The 17646-nt window shown below is 68.7% G+C and carries 15 protein-coding genes and 1 tRNA gene; 6 read left to right on the forward strand and 10 right to left on the reverse strand.

Features of this window, described 5'->3' with window-relative positions; all coding sequences use genetic code 11:
• The first annotated feature begins 249 nt into the window (after nucleotides 1-249).
• From Q8N10_RS20015 to Q8N10_RS20025, 3 genes are all read left to right on the forward strand, one after another.
• Nucleotides 250-1629: a lipopolysaccharide biosynthesis protein gene (locus Q8N10_RS20015; protein ID WP_304774325.1), complete on the forward strand. Its 1380-nt coding sequence runs from the start codon at nucleotides 250-252 to the stop codon at nucleotides 1627-1629.
• Between the two features lie 79 nt (nucleotides 1630-1708).
• Entirely contained in the window at nucleotides 1709-2410 is a 702-nt protein-coding gene (locus Q8N10_RS20020; RefSeq protein ID WP_304774327.1) for a sugar kinase, read from the forward strand.
• Nucleotides 2407-3672, forward strand: coding sequence for an O-antigen ligase (locus tag Q8N10_RS20025; RefSeq protein WP_304774328.1), 1266 nt, complete (start codon nucleotides 2407-2409; stop codon nucleotides 3670-3672). Before Q8N10_RS20020 ends, Q8N10_RS20025 begins: the two co-directional genes overlap by 4 nt.
• Here the strand turns inward: Q8N10_RS20025 and Q8N10_RS20030 are convergent.
• The 4 genes from Q8N10_RS20030 to Q8N10_RS20045 form a co-directional block, all read right to left on the reverse strand.
• A complete protein-coding gene (locus Q8N10_RS20030; protein ID WP_304774330.1) occupies nucleotides 3669-4433 on the reverse strand; it encodes a polysaccharide deacetylase family protein in 765 nt (254 codons plus the stop codon). The two genes, Q8N10_RS20025 and Q8N10_RS20030, sit on opposite strands and share 4 nt — an antisense overlap.
• Nucleotides 4433-5350, reverse strand: a complete 918-nt coding sequence (locus tag Q8N10_RS20035) for a glycosyltransferase family 2 protein (protein WP_304774332.1) — start codon at nucleotides 5348-5350, stop codon at nucleotides 4433-4435. Before Q8N10_RS20035 ends, Q8N10_RS20030 begins: the two co-directional genes overlap by 1 nt.
• On the reverse strand, nucleotides 5347-6792 hold the full coding sequence (locus tag Q8N10_RS20040; RefSeq protein ID WP_304774334.1) for a lipopolysaccharide biosynthesis protein: 1446 nt from the start codon (nucleotides 6790-6792) through the stop codon (nucleotides 5347-5349). Before Q8N10_RS20040 ends, Q8N10_RS20035 begins: the two co-directional genes overlap by 4 nt.
• A 72-nt stretch (nucleotides 6793-6864) precedes the next feature.
• Entirely contained in the window at nucleotides 6865-8418 is a 1554-nt protein-coding gene (locus tag Q8N10_RS20045) for an exopolysaccharide biosynthesis polyprenyl glycosylphosphotransferase (RefSeq protein WP_304774336.1), read from the reverse strand.
• Between the two features lie 176 nt (nucleotides 8419-8594).
• Here Q8N10_RS20045 and Q8N10_RS20050 point away from each other — a divergent pair.
• Nucleotides 8595-8684: transfer RNA gene (locus tag Q8N10_RS20050), tRNA-Ser, on the forward strand.
• Nucleotides 8685-8695: 11 nt separating this feature from the next.
• Here the strand turns inward: Q8N10_RS20050 and Q8N10_RS20055 are convergent.
• A complete protein-coding gene (locus tag Q8N10_RS20055; RefSeq protein WP_304774338.1) occupies nucleotides 8696-10315 on the reverse strand; it encodes a peptide ABC transporter substrate-binding protein in 1620 nt (539 codons plus the stop codon).
• Nucleotides 10316-10443: 128 nt separating this feature from the next.
• Between Q8N10_RS20055 and Q8N10_RS20060 the strand changes: the two genes are divergently transcribed.
• Entirely contained in the window at nucleotides 10444-11307 is an 864-nt protein-coding gene (locus Q8N10_RS20060; protein WP_304774340.1) for an alpha/beta fold hydrolase, read from the forward strand.
• Nucleotide 11308: 1 nt separating this feature from the next.
• Here the strand turns inward: Q8N10_RS20060 and Q8N10_RS20065 are convergent, their stop codons facing one another.
• Complete coding sequence (locus Q8N10_RS20065) at nucleotides 11309-11848, reverse strand: sigma-70 family RNA polymerase sigma factor (protein WP_304774342.1); 540 nt, start codon at nucleotides 11846-11848, stop codon at nucleotides 11309-11311.
• A 219-nt stretch (nucleotides 11849-12067) separates the two neighbouring features.
• On the opposite strand from Q8N10_RS20065, the gene egtB reads away from it, so the two are divergent.
• Nucleotides 12068-14290, forward strand: coding sequence for an ergothioneine biosynthesis protein EgtB (egtB, locus tag Q8N10_RS20070; RefSeq protein WP_304774343.1), 2223 nt, complete (start codon nucleotides 12068-12070; stop codon nucleotides 14288-14290).
• A 66-nt stretch (nucleotides 14291-14356) separates the two neighbouring features.
• On the opposite strand, the gene Q8N10_RS20075 is transcribed toward egtB, so the two are convergent.
• The 4 genes from Q8N10_RS20075 to Q8N10_RS20090 all read right to left on the reverse strand — a co-directional run bounded on the left by Q8N10_RS20075 (nucleotide 14357) and on the right by Q8N10_RS20090 (nucleotide 17604).
• On the reverse strand, nucleotides 14357-14572 hold the full coding sequence (locus Q8N10_RS20075) for a general stress protein (RefSeq protein WP_304774345.1): 216 nt from the start codon (nucleotides 14570-14572) through the stop codon (nucleotides 14357-14359).
• Between the two features lie 206 nt (nucleotides 14573-14778).
• Nucleotides 14779-16140: a cell wall metabolism sensor histidine kinase WalK gene (locus Q8N10_RS20080; protein WP_304774347.1), complete on the reverse strand. Its 1362-nt coding sequence runs from the start codon at nucleotides 16138-16140 to the stop codon at nucleotides 14779-14781.
• On the reverse strand, nucleotides 16137-16868 hold the full coding sequence (locus Q8N10_RS20085) for a response regulator (protein WP_304774349.1): 732 nt from the start codon (nucleotides 16866-16868) through the stop codon (nucleotides 16137-16139). Before Q8N10_RS20085 ends, Q8N10_RS20080 begins: the two co-directional genes overlap by 4 nt.
• 64 nt (nucleotides 16869-16932) lie before the next feature.
• Entirely contained in the window at nucleotides 16933-17604 is a 672-nt protein-coding gene (locus tag Q8N10_RS20090) for an MBL fold metallo-hydrolase (RefSeq protein WP_304774351.1), read from the reverse strand.
• Between the last annotated feature and the right edge of the window lie 42 nt (nucleotides 17605-17646).

Below are 17646 nucleotides of genomic sequence, written 5' to 3' on the forward strand. Positions count from 1 at the left end.
GGCCATCAGGAGGAGGGCGAATTTCGGGCTGGGACGCATGACCGCAAACCTTAACGACAATGGGTAATGGAACGTTAATCGTCCCCCGCCACGGTCCCTCCGTAGGGCTAGAACAGTCGGAATCGCATGGCCGCGCCAGGGGCTTGGACAATCAGACCGCACGATCAGCCGATCCGGACCGACTGGGCCGGGCGGCCGCGCTATGCCGTCTCCGACTTCGGCCCCCTACTGTGGCGGGAACGCTATCTGATGCTCGCCGTGTTCGCGATCATCTTTGTCCTGGGGGCGGCGGCCGCCTTCACGATGAAAACCAGCTATCCGGCCAACGCCAGCGTGCTGGTCCGTCTGGGTCAGGAATATGTCTACGAGCCCTTGTCGGGCGACGCAGCCCGCGGCGCGGTGCCCGAGGCCGACGCCCTGATCCAGTCTGAAACCGAAATCCTCGGGTCAGCGGCCCTCAAGCAGCGGTTGATCGACAGGCTCGGCCTGGCGCGCATCTATCCTAAGATGGCGGTCAAGTACGCCGCGGCCACCGCCTTCGAGAAGAAGATGATCATGGGCTCGGCCCTGCGCGCCCTGGACACCGACACCAAGATCGAGACGGCGCCGGACACTCCGATCATCCGGGTCAGCTTCACCCATGAGAATCCCGACACCGCCGCGCTGGTGCTCAATACGCTCCTCGAGGAGTACCTGATCTACCGCCGCTCGGTGCTCATCGACCCTACCTCGCCGGCCCTGGCGCGGCAGAGGGAGGCTTTCCAGCAGCGCCTGATCCAGGCCGATACGGCCTATGAGGCCTTCCTGAACAACAACCGCATCGGCGACTTCGTGGCCGAGAAGGCCTCCCTCGGCCAGCTCCAGCAGCAGATCGAGCAGCAGAAGTACCAGACCGACGCCCAGTTGCAGGACCGCATGGGGCGCCTCGCCATGCTGGATTCCCAGCTCGGCCAGCTGTCACAGGAGGTGGGCCTCTATCGCGACGTCTCCAGCGCGGTGGGCGACAAGCTGGTGACGCTGAAGCTGCAGCGCGAAGACCTGCTGTCGCGCTACAAGAACGACGCGCGGCCCGTACAGGAGCTCGACGCCCAGATCGCCCAGCTGGAGGCCGGTATCGCAGCCGGCCGCACCCAGGCGGACGGCGCCAGGCGGATCGGCATCAATCCGGTCTACCAGACCATCCAGACCGAGAAGATACAGCTCACCGCCGAGGTGGCGGCCCTGAGGCAGTCCCAGGCCGCGCTGGCCGGGCAGGTCAACCAGCTCACCGAGCGTCGTCTGCGCCTGGCCGAGTTGGAACCGAAGTTCCAGGCTCTGTCCCTGGATCGCGATGTCCTGCAGGCCAATGTCCGCGACTTCACCGTCAAGGAAGAACAGAGCCGCGCGGCCAGCGAGATCGCCTCGACCACCAACGACAATATCCGCATCGTCAGTCGCGCCGTGGCGCCAACCAAGGGCAAGAGCCTGAAGAAGCCGGTGATCGTCCTGGCCTTCCTGTTCGCCGCCTTCACCGCGCTCTGCGCCGGGCTGCTTCGGATGCTCCTGCGGCCGGGCCTGCCCACCGCCCAATCGGCCTCCCGGACCCTCGACCTGCCGGTGCTCGCCACCGCGCCGATGAAGGCTCACTAGGAGCGTTACGGAACGGACACCGTCCGTTCGCCTTGAACTGCGGTAGTTTGGAAGCCTTACGCGTGTATCGATTCGAGGGATGGTGGACCTGAACGCCGAGATGGCCGACCTGTGGGCGTCACTGGGCGCGCCGGCCGCAGGCCGCGCGCGGGTGATCCAGGTCGTGGCCGCGCGCCGCGGGGAGGGTACGTCCACGGTGGCGCGCGAACTTGCCTGGTTCGCCGCCAAGCGCGCCGGCCGGTCGGTGTGGCTGGTGGACCTCGACCTTCTGGCCTCGCCGCAATACCTGGCTGTCCGCGACGAGGCTGAGCGCTACGGCGCCCTGGGCGAGCCCGCCGCCGCCAGTCCGGACGGCTCCATCTTCTTTACCGTGCAGCCGGCGGCCCACGGGCCCGACGGCCAGCCCTGGCCTGACGCGCGCTATCTGTCGGCCCACCGGGTCGGGTCCGCCCGGTGGTGGGTGACCCGGTTCCGCCGCGAGGGGCTCAAGGGCCGTCAGGGTGTCCACATCCTGCCCACCGGCGACTACTGGACCGCGCTGCGCCGCTATGCCGACGTGATCATTGTCGACTGCCCTTCCCCGGAGCGGTCCCAGGCGGCGCTGACCGTCGCCCCCTTCATGGACCAGACGGTCCTGGTCGTCGCCGCTGACGAGGCCGATGTCCGCGCCCCGGCCCAGCTTCGCGACGCGATCGCCGCGGCCGGGGGCACGGTGGCGGGCATCTTCTTCAACCGCGTCACGGTGACCCAGCCGGGCTTCCTGAAGGCCATCCTGCCGTGACCCAGGCGACCTGGCCCGGCGCCGAGGTCAGCGGGAGACCGCAGGTGGACCTGTGGCGGCTGGCGATCTTCGCCGCCTGCGTCTTCATCATGCTAATTTTTAGCGAGGGCTGGGTCTTTCCCCTGCGCGGCGACGCGGGCTCCAAGACCTTCGACAGCCTGATCCGACTGGCCTATCTGCCGGCCTATGGGGCGGCCTTGGTCCTGCTGGCCCTCACGCCGCTCAGCGCCGTGAGCGCGGTGATTCGAACCCCCTTCCTGATCATGTTGATGGTGGTCGTCGGATTGTCGGTCTTGTGGTCCACGGCCCCGGACCTGACGGTGCGTCGGGTGGTGGCCGTCTACGCCACGACCCTGGCCGGCGTCGTGATGGCGTCGCGATTCCGCTGGTCGGAACTGGCCGAGGTGTTCGCCACCGCCTTCGCGATCCTGACCGTCGCGGCCTTCCTGATGGCCCTGGCGGTCCCCTCCATCGGGGTGATGCACGAACTGTTTCCGGGGGCCTGGCGCGGACTGTGGGCGGACAAGAACGCGCTCGGCGGTATCATGACCCTGGGCTTCGCCGTCCTGGCGGCCGCGGCCATGCTCAACCCGGACCGGGCCAGGATCTGGTGGCCCTTCGCCGCCCTGGCGGTTTTGCTGGTGGTCATGTCCACCTCCAAGACCTCGCTGGTGTCGGTGATGATGGCCGTCGCGGGGTTGATGTTCGTGGCCCTCGTGCGCCGCGGCCCGGCGATCGGGGTGGCCACCTCGTGGCTGGCCGTCCTGGCCCTGGTGATGGTTATGTCCGTGGCCATCTTCGCCTCCGACGTCCTGTTCAAGGCCCTGGGCAAGGACGCAACCCTCACCGGCCGGACCGAGGTATGGGCCGCCGCCATCCACCAGATCGAGAAGCGCCCTTGGACCGGCTATGGCTACGGCGCGGTCTGGGATGACACCAGCCGCTGGGGGCCGCTGCCAAAGATCGTCAAGGAGGCCGGCTGGAAACCGCACCATTCCCACAACAGCTGGATCGAGCAGTGGCTGAGCATCGGCGTCTTCGGTCTTGCGGCCTGGGCCCTCTGCTTCCTGCAGACCTTCGTGCTGGCGGTGGTGGCGGTGTTCCGGGACAAGGGCGCCTATCTCGCCCTGCCGTTCCTCATCGTCTACGGCGTGACGTCGCTGACCGAGAGTGTCGCGGTGCTCTACAACGACTTCCGCTGGGTGATCTTCGTGGCCTTGGCGGTGAAACTCTGCTGGCCCGACCGCGAGGTCAGGACCTAGATCCCGAGACGCCGGGCGCCCTCGCGGACCGTCACCACGTCGAAGCCGTCGGCGACCGCCTGATCCAGCAGCCGCGCGAGGACCTCGGGCGTGCAGCCCCAGGGGGAGGGGTCGGGCCGGACGTCGTGGGTATAGAGGATGAGCCAGGCGGTCCTGGCCTTGGCCTGGGCCAGCCACTTCCTGGCCACCGTCTCGCCCCCGGGCCCTTCGATCCCCACGGCGGGCAGCTGGTTGAGGTCTGTTCCCTTTTCGACCAGCCCATGATGCAGGGCGCGCAGGGTGGAGAACCGCTTGGCCAGGGCGCCTTTCGCCCCTCCCGCGACGTCGCCGTAGGGATAGGCGAAACTCACCATCTCGCTCACGTTCCAGCTGGCCACGGCCTCGGCGTTGCGGGCCACGTCGGCCAGGGCCGCCGTCCCCGAGGCCTTGCCGCAATCGAGGTGGGAATAGGTGTGGCAGGCGATCTCGTGGCCCGCCCTGGCCAGGCGTTGATAGTCCACCGGATCCGCGCATTCCCCCATGGGAGCCTGGGTCCCAGCCAGTCCCGCCGACACATAATAGGTGCCGGCCAGCCCGCGTGTCTCCAGCAGGGCGGCGCCCGCCACCGCCGAGGTCAGCGGGGCGTCGTCGAAGGTGAAGGACACCATCGGCTTGGCGGGCGCTGTCGCCAGGGGGCGCGTGTTGATCAGCCGCATAAGCCGCCGGCGAAGCTTGCCCTTCAGCGACCTGTCGGCGGAGTAGGCCTCGGCATAGCTTCCCATCAGACGGCCTCGGCGTAGAGGGCCGCACGGTAGAGCCGCATGGCGAAGGCCCGCGATCGGATGGGCGCGGCCTCGGTGAGGGCGTAGGCCTTCAGCATCGGCCGCCAGATCTTGCGCAGCGGGGCGCGCTTGAGAACCCTGGCCACCTTGTAGCTGGGATAGCGGCTGATGGCCGCGTGATGGCTGGCCACGACCCGGGCGAAATTGCCGGCCGACTGCTCGTACTTGTCGGCGAGCGTGCTGGCGGTGTCGAGGCCCAGGTGGGTGGCGGTGTTCTCCACGTGCAGGATCGGCCAGCGGCCGGCGACCCGCATCCCCCACTCCACATCCTCCCAGCCCCAGCCGGCGAAGCCCTCGTCAAAGGACTCGCCGGCGAACACATCGGCCCGGACCAGCAGGTTGGAGGTGAAGATCTTCTCGGGCATCAGGGCCCGCTGGGCGGCCGGCTGGCAGTCGGACTGACCGGCCATGGCCCGGTGCAACGCGTGGTCGGGACGCGGCGGCGCCTGATCCAGGGAGAAGCCCCCGAAGGCGACCGCCGGGTTCTCGGCGGCGATGAGGCTAAGCCAGGTGGCGATAAAGGTCGGGGTGTCGGGCAGCATGTCGCTGTCCAGGAACAGGTAGTGGCTGGCGCGGGCGTGGGACACCAGGCGGTTGCGACCCTTGGAGCGGCCTTCGTTCTTCGCCAACCGGATGAAGCGGGCCGGGAAGGGAAGGGCGGCGACGGCGGTCTCCACCCGCGCCGCCAGCTCAGGGTCATTGCTGCCGTCGTCGAGGATCACCAGTTCGGCGTTCGCCGACTCCCGGGCCAGGGCCGCCAGCAGGGGCGTCGGATCATCGCCCTTGAAGGGGGTCAGGATGGAGAGGGCTGGACGGCCCTTCAACCAGAGGGGGTTGTCGAACAGAGCTTCGGTCATGCGGCGCTCCGGGCGCGGAAGGTGCGAAGGGCGTCACGGCCGCGGCTGCGCAGGGCGCCGGCGTCGATCAGGGCGATCACCGCGACATAGACCGCGGCGCCGGCGGCGGCCTTCAGGGACAGTTCCAGCAGCCCGCCATAAGCAGGGATCCGGCTGACGGCCAAGGCCATGAGCGCGCTGGCGGCGACGGCCTGAAGCAGGGTCAGCCAGGGGATCGGCAGGTTGACGCTCCGACGGCCCAGCAGGGCGGAGGCCAGCAGACCCAGGCCATAGCTCGCCGGAGTTGACCACAGGGCCCCATCGAGGCCAAAGCGCGGGATAAGGATCAGGTTGAGCAGGACATTGGCCGCCGCCGGAACCGCCATCGCGACCAGCAGGAAGCCGGTCTTGCGGCCTAGGGTGAAGGCCTGGTGGAAGTAGTAGGTGGTCAGGCCCGCCAGCAGGCCGGAGAAGGCGATCCAGGGGGTGACGCGCCCTGCGCCGAGGGCGAGGTCCTCGCCGATCATCAGCTGGGCCAGGGGCTGGGCCACCAGGGCCAGGCCCGTGGCCGCGGGCACGGTGAGCAACAGCATGAACTGGGCCTGCTCGCGGGCCGCCTCGGCTAGGGCAGGGCGACCCCCGCGCTCCAGGGCCATGATCAGGGCGGGCCCTCCCGCCGCCCCCAGCCAGATGAAGACGACGTCCAGGCTGCGGTTCGCGAGGCTGTAGCCGGCGTGGTAGACGCCCACCGCGCTCTCATCGAGGAAGGCCGACAGCAGGAATCGGTCGGTGGACGACAATACCAGGGCCAGGATCAGCGAGAGGGCGACCGGCACGCCATAGGCGGCGTAACCGCCGATGCGCTGGCGCTCCACGCGTCCGCCCGCCTGCTGGCGGTGTTCGCTGGCGACAATGAATGGCAGGCAGGCGAGGGACGCCAGGGCCATCCCGACCAGGGGCGCGGCGCCCCCCAGGCCCGCGAGGGCGAAGGCCGCCCCCAGCAGGAAGCCGCCAAGGGTCTGGCCCATGTCCAGCAGGGCGGCGCCCTTCACCTCTCCAGCGGCGCGGCGGCGCTCCTGGGCGATCTTGACGAAGGTGCGCGGCGCCACGGTGGCCAGGCCCGCCAGCACCGCCAGCTTCAGGCCCGGGGTCATCGGCAGGGCAAGGGCGATGAGAGCGGCCACGGGCAGAGCCGCCAGCAGCAGGAGCCAGGCGCGATAGACGGTGGCCGTATGGTCCGCCCCGCCATCGCGCACGGATTCCCCAGCCCAGAAGCGGGCCATGGCCGCTTCGTTCCAGGTGAAGACCGCGGTGTGAACCAGGGCCATGACGGAGAGGCCCAGGGCGTAGTCGCCGAACTGGGCCGGGCTCAGCAGGCGGGTGAAGGCCACGATGGTCAGCAGGCCGACCACGCCTTGCACCACATTGACGGGCAGGTAGCCGATCACCCCGCGCCAGAACATCGCCACAACCTCTTCGACCGATTGGCCCAGTGTGCCCGACCAGGCGGTTTCAAACGGTTAAGCCCGTTGGCCTCAGCGGATGTTTTCGCGATCGCCCAGCAGGCAGGGGAGGGTCATGACGATGATGTAGAGGTCGAGCAGGAGAGACTGGCGCTCGATGTATTCCACATCCAGGGCCACCCGGCGCTTGACCAGCTCGGGGGTGTCCACCGGACCGCGCGAGCCATGGATGGCCGCCCAGCCGGTCATGCCGGGCTTCATGCGGTGGCGGTGGGCGTACTCGGCCACCAGGCGCGCGGATTCGATGTCGCCGGTCATCATGCCCACCGGGTGGGGACGCGGGCCCACCAGAGACATTTCCCCGGTCAGCACGTTGAAGATCTGCGGCAGCTCGTCCAGCGAGGTCTTGCGGATAAAGCGGCCCACCCGGGTGACGCGGTCGTCGTCGGCCTGGGTCTGGCGGACCTTGGTCTGGGGCGCGGCCTGGACCCGCATGGAGCGGAACTTCCAGACCACGATCTCCTCGTTGTTGAAGCCGTGGCGGCGCTGGCGGAACAGGGCCGGGCCGGGGCTATCCAGCTTGATGGCCATGGCCACCAGCAGCATGACGGGGGCGGCGACGGTCAGGGCCGCCAGACCGATCAGCAGGTCCTGGGCGCGCTTGACGATCGCCCGGCGCTCGTCCATCGGCGCGCCGGAGATGTGGGCCAGCGGCACATCGGCGATCCGGCTGATGGCGGCCGCTTCGTGGGCGGCGTCCTCGCCGTCCAGCAGCAGGCTCACCTCGTTGGGCAGGACGCCCAGGCGCTCGATCATCTGGCCGACGCGCGCGCGGGCCTGGGACGGCACCGTGATCACGATCCGGTCCACATAGGGCATGATCCGGTGGGCCAGCAGGGCGTTGGTGTCACCCAGCACCGGCACGCCTCGGATGCCTGCGGGGCTGCGGGCGGCGCGGTCGTCGAAGACGCCGAGGATATTGGCCTCGCGGCTCAACAGGGTGGCGACGATCAGGCGCTCGGCGGCGCCCGTGGCGCCCACCACGACGATGTTGGGGGTCAGGCGGCCGCTGGCCCGCCAACGGCGCACGCAGAGCCACCAGACGATGTGCAGCGCATAGGTCGCCGCGAAGGCCGCAGGGGCCCAAATGGCCATGGCGTGGCCCAGCGCCGCCATGGGCACGAAGGGCAGCAGCAGGGCGAAGGCGGCCCCCGCGCCCACCGCGAAGGCCCCGGTCACGCGGGTCAGGTGGAAGGCAAGTTCTTCGCGGCTGTTAAAGCCATAGGCGCGGAAGATCGACAGGCTGAGCAGGACGGTGAGCGCGCCGGCGCAGGCTGCCGACAGGCCGGCCACCCCTACCGCGCCGATGGCGTGGGCGATCACGCCGGTCGCCACCAGCATGACGACGTCGCCGGCTTGGAACATGCGCGCCACCACGCGGCCCTGCAGGCGGGCGCGGGTGGGGATCAGGGCCTGGGGCCGGAAGGGACCCCGCCGGTCCTCGGTCGCACCGCGCTCGGCGTGCGGCAGGTCTGACGCCATCACCCGGGGTTCGGCCTCGCGCGCTGGCGACTCAGGGCCGGGGGTCTGGCTTTCCTTGCGCTGAAACTGGACGACGGAAGACATGGGAGGAGGCGCCGCGGACACACAGATGGGAAGCTGCAATGTGCCGCAGGGGTCTGATCGTCGGGTTAACGGGGTGGCGCGTTCCCCGAACCGCGTGCTTTCGGCGCTGCCCGGACGAAACCTTTCGACCTTGATTGCCAGCCGCATTCGAAACAGCTATCGGTCCCGGCCTTGATGGTGACGTGGCCGAGTGGCTTAAGGCAACGGTTTGCTAAATCGTCATACGTGAAAGCGTATCCAGGGTTCGAATCCCTGCGTCACCGCCAAGCCCCTCGCCCTACTTCTTGAGGCACAGCCAGCGCGCCCGGTGGAAGTTGCCGACATTGTCCACCCAACCGGTGATCTTCGGGCTCACCAGGTTGCGGTTCACGACGTAGTAGATGGGGATCAGGGCTTCGTCGTTCAGCGCCGCCTGCTCGGCCCGCCGCAGGATGTCGGCCCGTTTGACGGCGTCCGGCTCGCGGTCGGCGGCGTCCAACAGGGCGTCATAGGTCGGGTTCTTGTAGTCCCCGTAGTTCTGCCCGCCGGTGTCGGATTTCAGCAGGCCCAGGAAGGTGACCGGGTCGTTGAAGTCGGCGTACCAGCTCATGGCTCCGATCCCGAAGTCGCGGTTGCGATAGGCGGCGAAGGCGATCTGACCCTCGTTCTGCACGATCCGGGCGTCCACCCCGATGGCGGCCCAATCGGCCTGGACAGCGCTGGCCAGCAGGATGGTGTCGGGGCTGTTGGCGATCTTCAGTTCAAAGCTGAGGGGGTTGTCCGGCCCGTGGCCGGCGGCCTTGAGCAACTGCCTGGCCTCGGCCTGGCGCGCCGCCAGCGGCTTGCCCGCCCAGGCAGTTCTGGCCCCTTGGGCGTAGCCGGCGGTTCCTGGCGGGACGAAGCCATAGGCGGGCAACTGCCCGGCCCGCATCAGCTTGCCGGTGATGAACTCCCGGTCGACGGATTGCGACAGGGCGCGGCGCACGCGGATATCGCGGAAGGCCGGGATGTCGCGGGTGTTGAAGGACAGGTAGGCGGTGGCCAGCGAGTTCTTGGCCCGCACGAAGTCGGGCATGGTCTCCTTCAGGCGGGTGAAGCGGTTGGACTGGAACGAGGTGTTCACATCCAGCTCGCCGCGCTGGACACGGCGTTCGGCCATCACGGAGTCAGGGGTCGGGAAATAGTGGATGCGATCCACGCAGACGTTCGCCGCGTCGTAGAAGTGCGGATTCTTCACCACCTCGATGTGGTCGCCCAGCGCCCAGCGCGTCAGCCTGTAGGGGCCGTTGCTGACATACCGGCCGGGCTTCACCCAGCCGTCGCCCCACTGTTCCACCGCATGCTTGGGCACGGGGAAGAAGCTCTGGTGCTTCAGCAGTTCGGGTAGGTAGGGGGCCGGATGCTCCAGGGTCAGTTCGAGCGTCCGGGCGTCGAGGGCCCGCGCGCCGACAGCGCTCAGCGGCGCCGTGCCCTCGTTCACCGCCTGACCGTTCTTCAGCAGGTAGATCAGGTAGGCGTAGATCGAGGCGGTCTTCGGATCGAGGATGCGGCGATAGGCGAAGACGAAGTCGTCAGCGGTGACCGGGACTCCGTCCGACCACTTGGCGTCGCGCAGATGGAAGGTCCAGGTCAGGCCGTCGGGGCTGGTCTCCCAAGAGGTGGCCATGGCCGGGATCGGGGTTCCCTCCGGCGAGTCGGTGGTCAGGCCGAAGATCAGGTCGGCGATGATGGTGAACTCGTCCACCAGGTTTGAGGTCTGCGGGTCCAGGGACCCCGGCTCCTGGCTGCTGCCATAGGCCAGGCAGACCTCACCCGCCGGGCAGGGGGGGCGGCTCACCTTGGCCTGGCATCCGGCTAGGACGAACGCCGCGGCGCCGAGGCCGGCGAGCAGGACGGGACTTAGACTCTTGAACGCCATGGCCTAGTCGTCCCACCGCCCGTCCGCCCTGTCGAGGCTTGGCCGCGCGGCCGATAAAAACCGCGTGCATCGCTACCGCCGCGCGCTATGTCGGACCCATCGCGCCGCCAGAGCGTACGGAGGGGATCATGAGCTATTCCGAAAAGCAGTTCCGGTTTAACGGCGCGGACGGCGCCTCCATCGCCGGCTTTCGCTGGGCCGACGAGACGGTCGCGCCGCGCGCGGTCCTGCAGATCGCCCATGGCATGGGCGAGCACGCCCGCCGCTACCCCGAGCCCCTGATCCCGATCATGGCCGACGGCTTCGTCCTCTATGCCGATGATCATCGCGGCCACGGCTACACCGCGCCCTCCAAGGAGGCGCTGGGCGACTTCGGCGAGAACGGCGCGGAACTGGTGGTGGAGGATCTAGCGCGCCTGACCGATCTGGCCCGCGCCGAGAATCCCGGCCTGCCGCTGATCCTGCTGGGACACAGCCTGGGTTCGTTCTTCTCCCAGGCCTACGCCTTCGACCATGCCGGCAAGCTGGACGGCATGGTGCTGTCAGGCACCGCCGCCTTTGGTGACCGCACGGGCCCGGCGAAGAAACTGGACGAGATGAACGCTGACGGCCCCAAACCGCGCACGCCCTATGACTGGCTGTCGCGCGACGATGCCGAGGTGGACAAGTACATCGCCGACCCGCTGTGCGGCTTCTCCCGCCAGCCCAGCGCCGCCGACAGCTTCGCCCGGGTCGGCGCTCGCCTGCGCGACCCCGCCGAGATCGCCAAGATCCCCAAGGACCTGCCGCTCTACATCTTCGTAGGGGACAAGGACCCCATCAACCGGGACCTCGAACTGCTGCATCCCCTCGTGAACCGCTACCGCGAGGCAGGCCTCACCCGCCTGGAGGTGAAGGTCTATGAGGGCGGGCGCCACGAGATGCTGAACGAGACCAACCGGGACGAGGTGGTGGCCGACCTGCTGGCGTGGCTGCGCAAGACGGTGGGCTGATCTAGGCCCGGTTGGCCGCCACCATGGTCTCATGGGCCATGACGTCGGAGGGATCCGCGGCGTCCATGATCTTCAGCAGCCGGGCCCGGGCGCGGTTCACCCGGCTCTTGATCGTGCCCACCGCGCAGCCACAGATCTCGGCGGCCTCTTCGTAGGAAAGGCCGGCGGCGCCCACCAGGATAAGGGCCTCGCGGTGTTCGGCGGGCAAGTGCTGCAAGGCGTCCTGCATGGCGTGCATGGCCACGCTCCAGTCCTGCGTCGGCGGCGTTTTCAAGGCCCCGGCATATTCGCCCAGCTCATCGCGCACCTCCCGCCGACGGCGGATGACCTGGGTGTAGTACGTGTTGCGCAGGATCGTGAACAGCCAGGCCCTCAGATTGGTGCCGGGCTCGAACTTGTCGCGATTGGACCAGGCCTTGATCAGGGTGTCCTGCACCAGATCATCTGCGTCTGACCCGTTGTGGCAAAGGGACCATCCAAAGGCCCGGAGCGCCGGGATCATGCGCACGACATCGTCGCGCCAATCATCATCGCCGGTCATGGGTTCCTCGTCCGCCCACCGCGTTTCGATGACGACCGCAGCCGTCATTCGTTGGTGATCCAACGCCGGCATAGTCCATCTGTTCCCACTTGCGGTTGCAGGCTCGAGACCCAATTTATGGAACGAAGAACGGCGTTGGGCGTTTCTGCGACTTAGGCCCGAGTTTCGCCGTGGCGTCGCCTTGCCTGTCGGGCGCCTCACAGTTTCCAGGAGTATCCGATGGCGCATTCCGACGACGCAGGGCCTGTGCCCGCACCGCTTCGCAGCGCCTTGGGCCAGCCCGCGGCCCGCTATCATCGTATCCGCCAGGCCACCGAGGATCTCGTGCGGCACCTGTCGCCGGAGGACATGGCCGCCCAGTCGATGCCAGACGCCAGTCCCGCCAAGTGGCACCTGGCCCATACCAGCTGGTTTTTCGAGACCTTCCTGTTGAAGCCGAACCTGCCGGGCTACCGCGCCTTCGACGAGCGTTACGCCTACCTGTTCAACTCCTATTACGAGGCGCTGGGGCCCCGTCAGCCGCGACCCGAGCGCGGCCTGCTGACGAGGCCTTCGCGCGATGAGGTCCTGGCCTATCGCGCCCATGTGGACGAGGCCATGCACCACCTGCTGTCCTCGGGCGTCGAGGGTCTCGCCGATCTGCTGGACCTGGGCCTGGCCCACGAGGAGCAGCATCAGGAGCTGATCCTGATGGATATCCTGCATCTCTTCGCCCAGTCGCCGCTGAAGCCCGCCTATTCCCCCACCACGGCCCTGCCGGTGAGCGCCGATCCGGGGCCCGCCAGCGTGGTCGCCTTTGACGGCGGCCTGGTGGAAATCGGTCACTCAGGGCCTGGCTTCGCCTTCGACAACGAGGGGCCGCGTCACCAGGTCTTCGTCGCCCCCTTCAAGCTGGCGGACCGGCTGGTGACCAATGGCGAGTGGTTGGCCTTCATGGCCGACGGTGGTTACGCCAAGCCCGAACTGTGGCTCGCCGAGGGCTGGGCGCAGGTCAGGGAGGCCGGCTGGAACGCGCCGCTCTACTGGCAAAAGGGCGACCATGGCTGGCTGGCCATGACCCTGCAGGGCCTCCGCGCCATCGCGCCCCACGCGCCCGTCACCCACATCAGCTTTTACGAGGCCGACGCTTACGCCACCTGGGCCGGTGCGCGCCTGCCCACCGAAGCCGAGTGGGAGCACGCCGCCGCGGACCTGCCGGTGACCGGCAACTTCATGGGCTCGGGGCAGCTTGGCCCCGCCGCGGCCACCGGCGCCGAAGGTCTGCGCCAGATGTTCGGCGATGTCTGGGAATGGACCCGCAGCGCCTATTGTCCCTATCCCGGCTTCAGCCCGGCGGCCGGCGCGGTGGGGGAGTACAACGGCAAGTTCATGAGCGGTCAGATGGTGCTGCGCGGCGGCTGTCACGCGACGCCGGCGGCCCATGCCCGGGCCACCTACCGCAACTTCTTCCACCCCGATAAACGCTGGATGTTCTCGGGGCTGCGCCTGGCCTGGGACGGCGCGCCGCGCGCCCGCGCCGAGGTCGACAGCAGCTTCGCCGCCGATGTCCTGGCGGGTCTCGCACGGCCGCAGAAGACCATTCCGGCCAAGTATTTTTACGATGCCGAGGGGTCGCGCCTGTTCGAGGAGATCTGCGACCTGCCGGAATACTATCCGACCCGCACGGAGGCCGCCCTGCTGCGCGAGAAGGCCGGCGAGATGGCGACCGCCATTCCGCCCGGCGCGGCCCTGGTGGAGTTCGGCAGCGGCGCCAGCACCAAGACCCGGCTGTTGCTCGACGCCGCCCCGCAGCTGGCCGCCTACGTTCCCATCGACATCAGCAAGTCAGCCCTGGACGACGCCGCCCAGGCGATCGGCCGCGACTACCCGGGCCTGCGGGTGGCGCCCCTGGTGGACGACTTCACCACGGCGCTCAGCCTCCCGGCGCAGGTCAGCGGCCTGACCAGCGTGGGCTTCTTCCCCGGCTCCACCATTGGCAACTTCCGCCCGGACGAGGCGGTGACCTTCCTCGCCAGCGCCAGGCGGCTGCTGGGCCACGGCTCGGCCTTCCTGGTGGGGATGGACATCGTGAAGGACGAGGCCGTTCTGGTGGCGGCCTATGACGACGCCCAGGGCGTGACGGCCGCTTTCAATCTCAACCTGCTCACCCGCATCAACCGGGAGCTCGGCGGCGACTTCGACCTTGCCGCCTTCCAGCACCGCGCGGTGTGGAATGCGGTGGAGAGCCGGATGGAGATGCACCTGATCAGCAAGCGCGATCAGGCCGTGCGCGTCGCTGGCCGCCCGTTCCACTTCGCGGCCGGCGAGAGCCTGCACACCGAGAATTCCTACAAGTTCACGGTGGAAGGTTTCGGCAAGCTGGCGGCGGCGGCCGGCTGGCGCCTGGAGCGCCAGTGGGAGAGCGCCGAGCCCGCCTTCGCCATGGTGCTGCTCCGCGCCTAGCAGCACACAAGCAAACGGCCCCGAAGAGATCGGGGCCGTGGCTTAGCTCGTCGAATCGCCGGGCGCTCAGTCTTCGAGCGGTCCGCGAGTCCGACCGCCGCCGCGGGAGGATTCTCCGCCCTTGCGGCCGGCCGAGGCCGCGAGGTCGCGGTCCTTGGCGAAGCTGCGCTTTTCGCCCGGCACGCTGGCGCCGCCCTTCCGGGCGATCTCGCGCCGACGCTCGGGGTTCATGGCGGCGAATCCGCGACGGGACTTCGGCTTGGCGTTGGGATCGAGGTCCATGGGGTTGCTCCTACTATGCGTGCCTTGACGAGATGCGGGGGGCTGCATCAACTACGGTTACGCTCAGACAACCCTCAAGGCGCAGGAGAGGTTGCGCGGAAAGTTGTCCGCCGGTCGTATTCTTCCAAACGAATCAGATTGCTAGGCCGCGGGAGGCCCAGGCGACGGGGCGCGCGGGCCGGCGGACGCTCGGCGACGCACATCGATTAAAGCGGCAGTTGCACCCGCGCCGTCAGTCCGCCCCCATCGCGGTTGAGCATCACCACATCGCCGCCATGGCCGCGGGCGACGGAGCGCACCACCGCCAGGCCCAGCCCGATTCCCCCCGTCTGCCGGCTGCGGGAAGGTTCGCGGCGATAGAAGGGCTCGAACACCCGCTCGGCGTCCTCGACGGGAATACCGGGGCCGTCGTCCTCGATCTCCACATAGGCGCTGGTCGCATCGCGATAGACCCGCGCGCGGGCCCGGCCGCCGAACTTCACCGCGTTCTCCAGCAGGTTGGTGAACAGGCGGCGCAGGGCGACCGGGTCGCCTTCGATGATCACCTTGTCGCCACGCGCCACCTGGGTGTCGCTGCCGGTCTCGGCCATCTCGTCGCAGACGCTCTCCAGCAGGGAGGACAGTTCCAGGGGCGTGCGCTCTGCGGGGCCGCTGGCGTCGCGAACGAAGGTCAGGGCCGCGGAGATCATCTCCTCCATCTGGTCCAGATCACCCGCCATCTTGGCGCGGCTCTCCTCGGGTACGTTCTCGATCCGGAAGCGAAGGCGGGTGAGGGGGGTGCGCAGGTCGTGGGCGATGGCGCCCACCATGGCGGTGCGGTCCTCCACATAGCGGCGCAGCCGATCCTGCATGTCATTGAAGGCGGTGACCGCGACATTGATCTCGGCTGTTCCCTTGAGGGAGACAGGCAGGCGGGCGCCTCTCGGGTCGCGGCCCAGCTGCTCGGCGGCCTCCGCGAACAACTGGAAGGGGTGGGCCAGCCGCCGCGCGAAGATGTAGGCCACCGGCGCCAGCAGAACGCCCGACAGGAGAAGCCACAGCACGATGCGAATTTGCCAGGGGTCGAGCCCCAGCCCCAGGCGGGGCGCCGGGCGGACCATGTCCCAACGGCCATCGGCCCGTTGCACCGTGACCTCGAACGGCGCGATCAGGAAGTGATCCTCCTGCTCGCCGCCATCGCGGGCGATGCGGTCGCGGATGATGCGGAAGACGCGGCGGTCGGAGACGGGGAGGCGCGACGGGGCGGCGAAGACCACCTGGCTGGTGGCGACTCCCAGCTCGCGGGCGAGTTCGGCCCGCATCTTGGGCACCATGCGGCCTTCCATGGTGGGGGAGGAGGCGCGGTCGACGATCTTCAGTTCCAGCGGCCGCCGCTCGATCAGGCCGGGGGGGCGGCCCTTGAAGGTCTGAGCCACTTCGCTCAGCCGATAGAAGTCGGGAGCCGGCGGCGGCAGGATGAAGATCATCGCCAGGATGATCGCCTGCGAGGCCACCAGGGTGATGCCGATCAGGGTCAGCAGGCGGGCGAACAGCGAGGCGGTCGGCCGGCCCGACCAGGGCGGGGTCATACCCGCTTCACCTTGGCGGTGAACATATAGCCTTCGTTGCGGATCGTTCGGATCAGGTCGGTGCCCCCGCCACCGTCGTCGAGCTTGCGGCGCAGGCGGCTGATCTGCACGTCGATGGCGCGGTCGAAGGCGTCGGAAGCGGGGCCTCGGGCGAAATCGAGCAGCTGGTCGCGGGTCAGCACCCGCTGCGGCCGCTCCACAAAGGCGCGCAGCAGGGAGAACTCGCCCGAGGACAGGTTCACCACCACGCCCGGCGGCGAACGCAGCTCGCGCCGCACCAGATCGAGCCGCCAGCCCGCGAATTCGCAGCCCGCGCCGATGCTGTTGGCCTGGCCGCGCTGTTCGGCCCGGCGCAGCACGGCGCGGACCCGGGCCAGGAGTTCCCGAGGATTGCAGGGCTTGGCCAGGTAGTCGTCGGCGCCCAGCTCCAGGCCCACAATGCGGTCGGTGTCCTCGCCCATCGCCGACAGCATGATGATGGGGGGACCCTCGCCGCTGAGCCGCCGGGCGATGGACAGCCCGTCCTCGCCGGGCAGCATGACGTCGAGCACGATCAGGTCGACAGGGCCGCGTTCCAGCGCCTGCTCCATCTCGCGAGCGTCCCCGGCCGTCTCGACGAGGTAGCCGTGCTTGCCCAGGAAATCGGAGACGACGTCGAGGATGCCCGGATCGTCATCGACCATCAGGATTCGGGCCGTCGCGGGGACCTGTTCGGTGCTGGGTTCCATTCGCGCCATTTTCAGCCCTTCCCGTAACGTACAGATTTCACGGCTGAAACTGCATCAACCAGCCTCAATTCGCGGCCAGGACATCGTCGGCGACATAGCCATTGGTCTTCCGCTCGACGCCAAACCGCGACATCGGCCCGTGGCCTGAAACGAAGGCCACGTCGTCGCCGAGCGGCCAGAGCTTGCCGGTGATCGAGGCGATCAGTTGCTGAAAATCGCCGCGCGGAAAGTCGGTGCGGCCGATCGAGCCCTGGAACAGCACATCGCCCACCTGGGCGAAGCGCGCCTCGCGGTGGAAGAACACGACGTGGCCCGGCGTGTGGCCCGGACAGTGATAGACCTCGAAACTCGTCTCCCCGAGCGTGACGGTGTCGCCATCCTCCAGCCAGCGGTCCGGCGTGAAGCCCTTGGCCTCGGGCATGCCCCACTTGGCCCCGCTGGCCTCCATCTGCTCGATCCAGAAGGCGTCGTCCCGGTGCGGCCCCTCAATGGGGACACCGGTGATCGCCTTGAGGGCCGCCGTGCCGCCGGCGTGGTCGAGGTGGCCGTGGGTGATCCAGATCTTCTCGAGGGTCAGGTCATGAGCCTGCAGCGCCGCCAGCAGACGCGGCACCTCGCCGCCCGGATCGATGATCGCGGCCTTCCTGGTCTTCACGCACCACACGATGGTGCAGTTCTGCGCCAGCGGGGTGACCGGGGCGATGATCGCGCGGATTGGGGAGGCCTGCTCGGACATGGCCCCAGCATCGGCGTTTGGGCCGGATATGAAAAGGCCCGG

The organism is Phenylobacterium sp., assembly GCF_030693625.1.
Taxonomy (GTDB): Bacteria; Pseudomonadota; Alphaproteobacteria; order Caulobacterales; family Caulobacteraceae; genus Phenylobacterium; species Phenylobacterium ferrooxidans.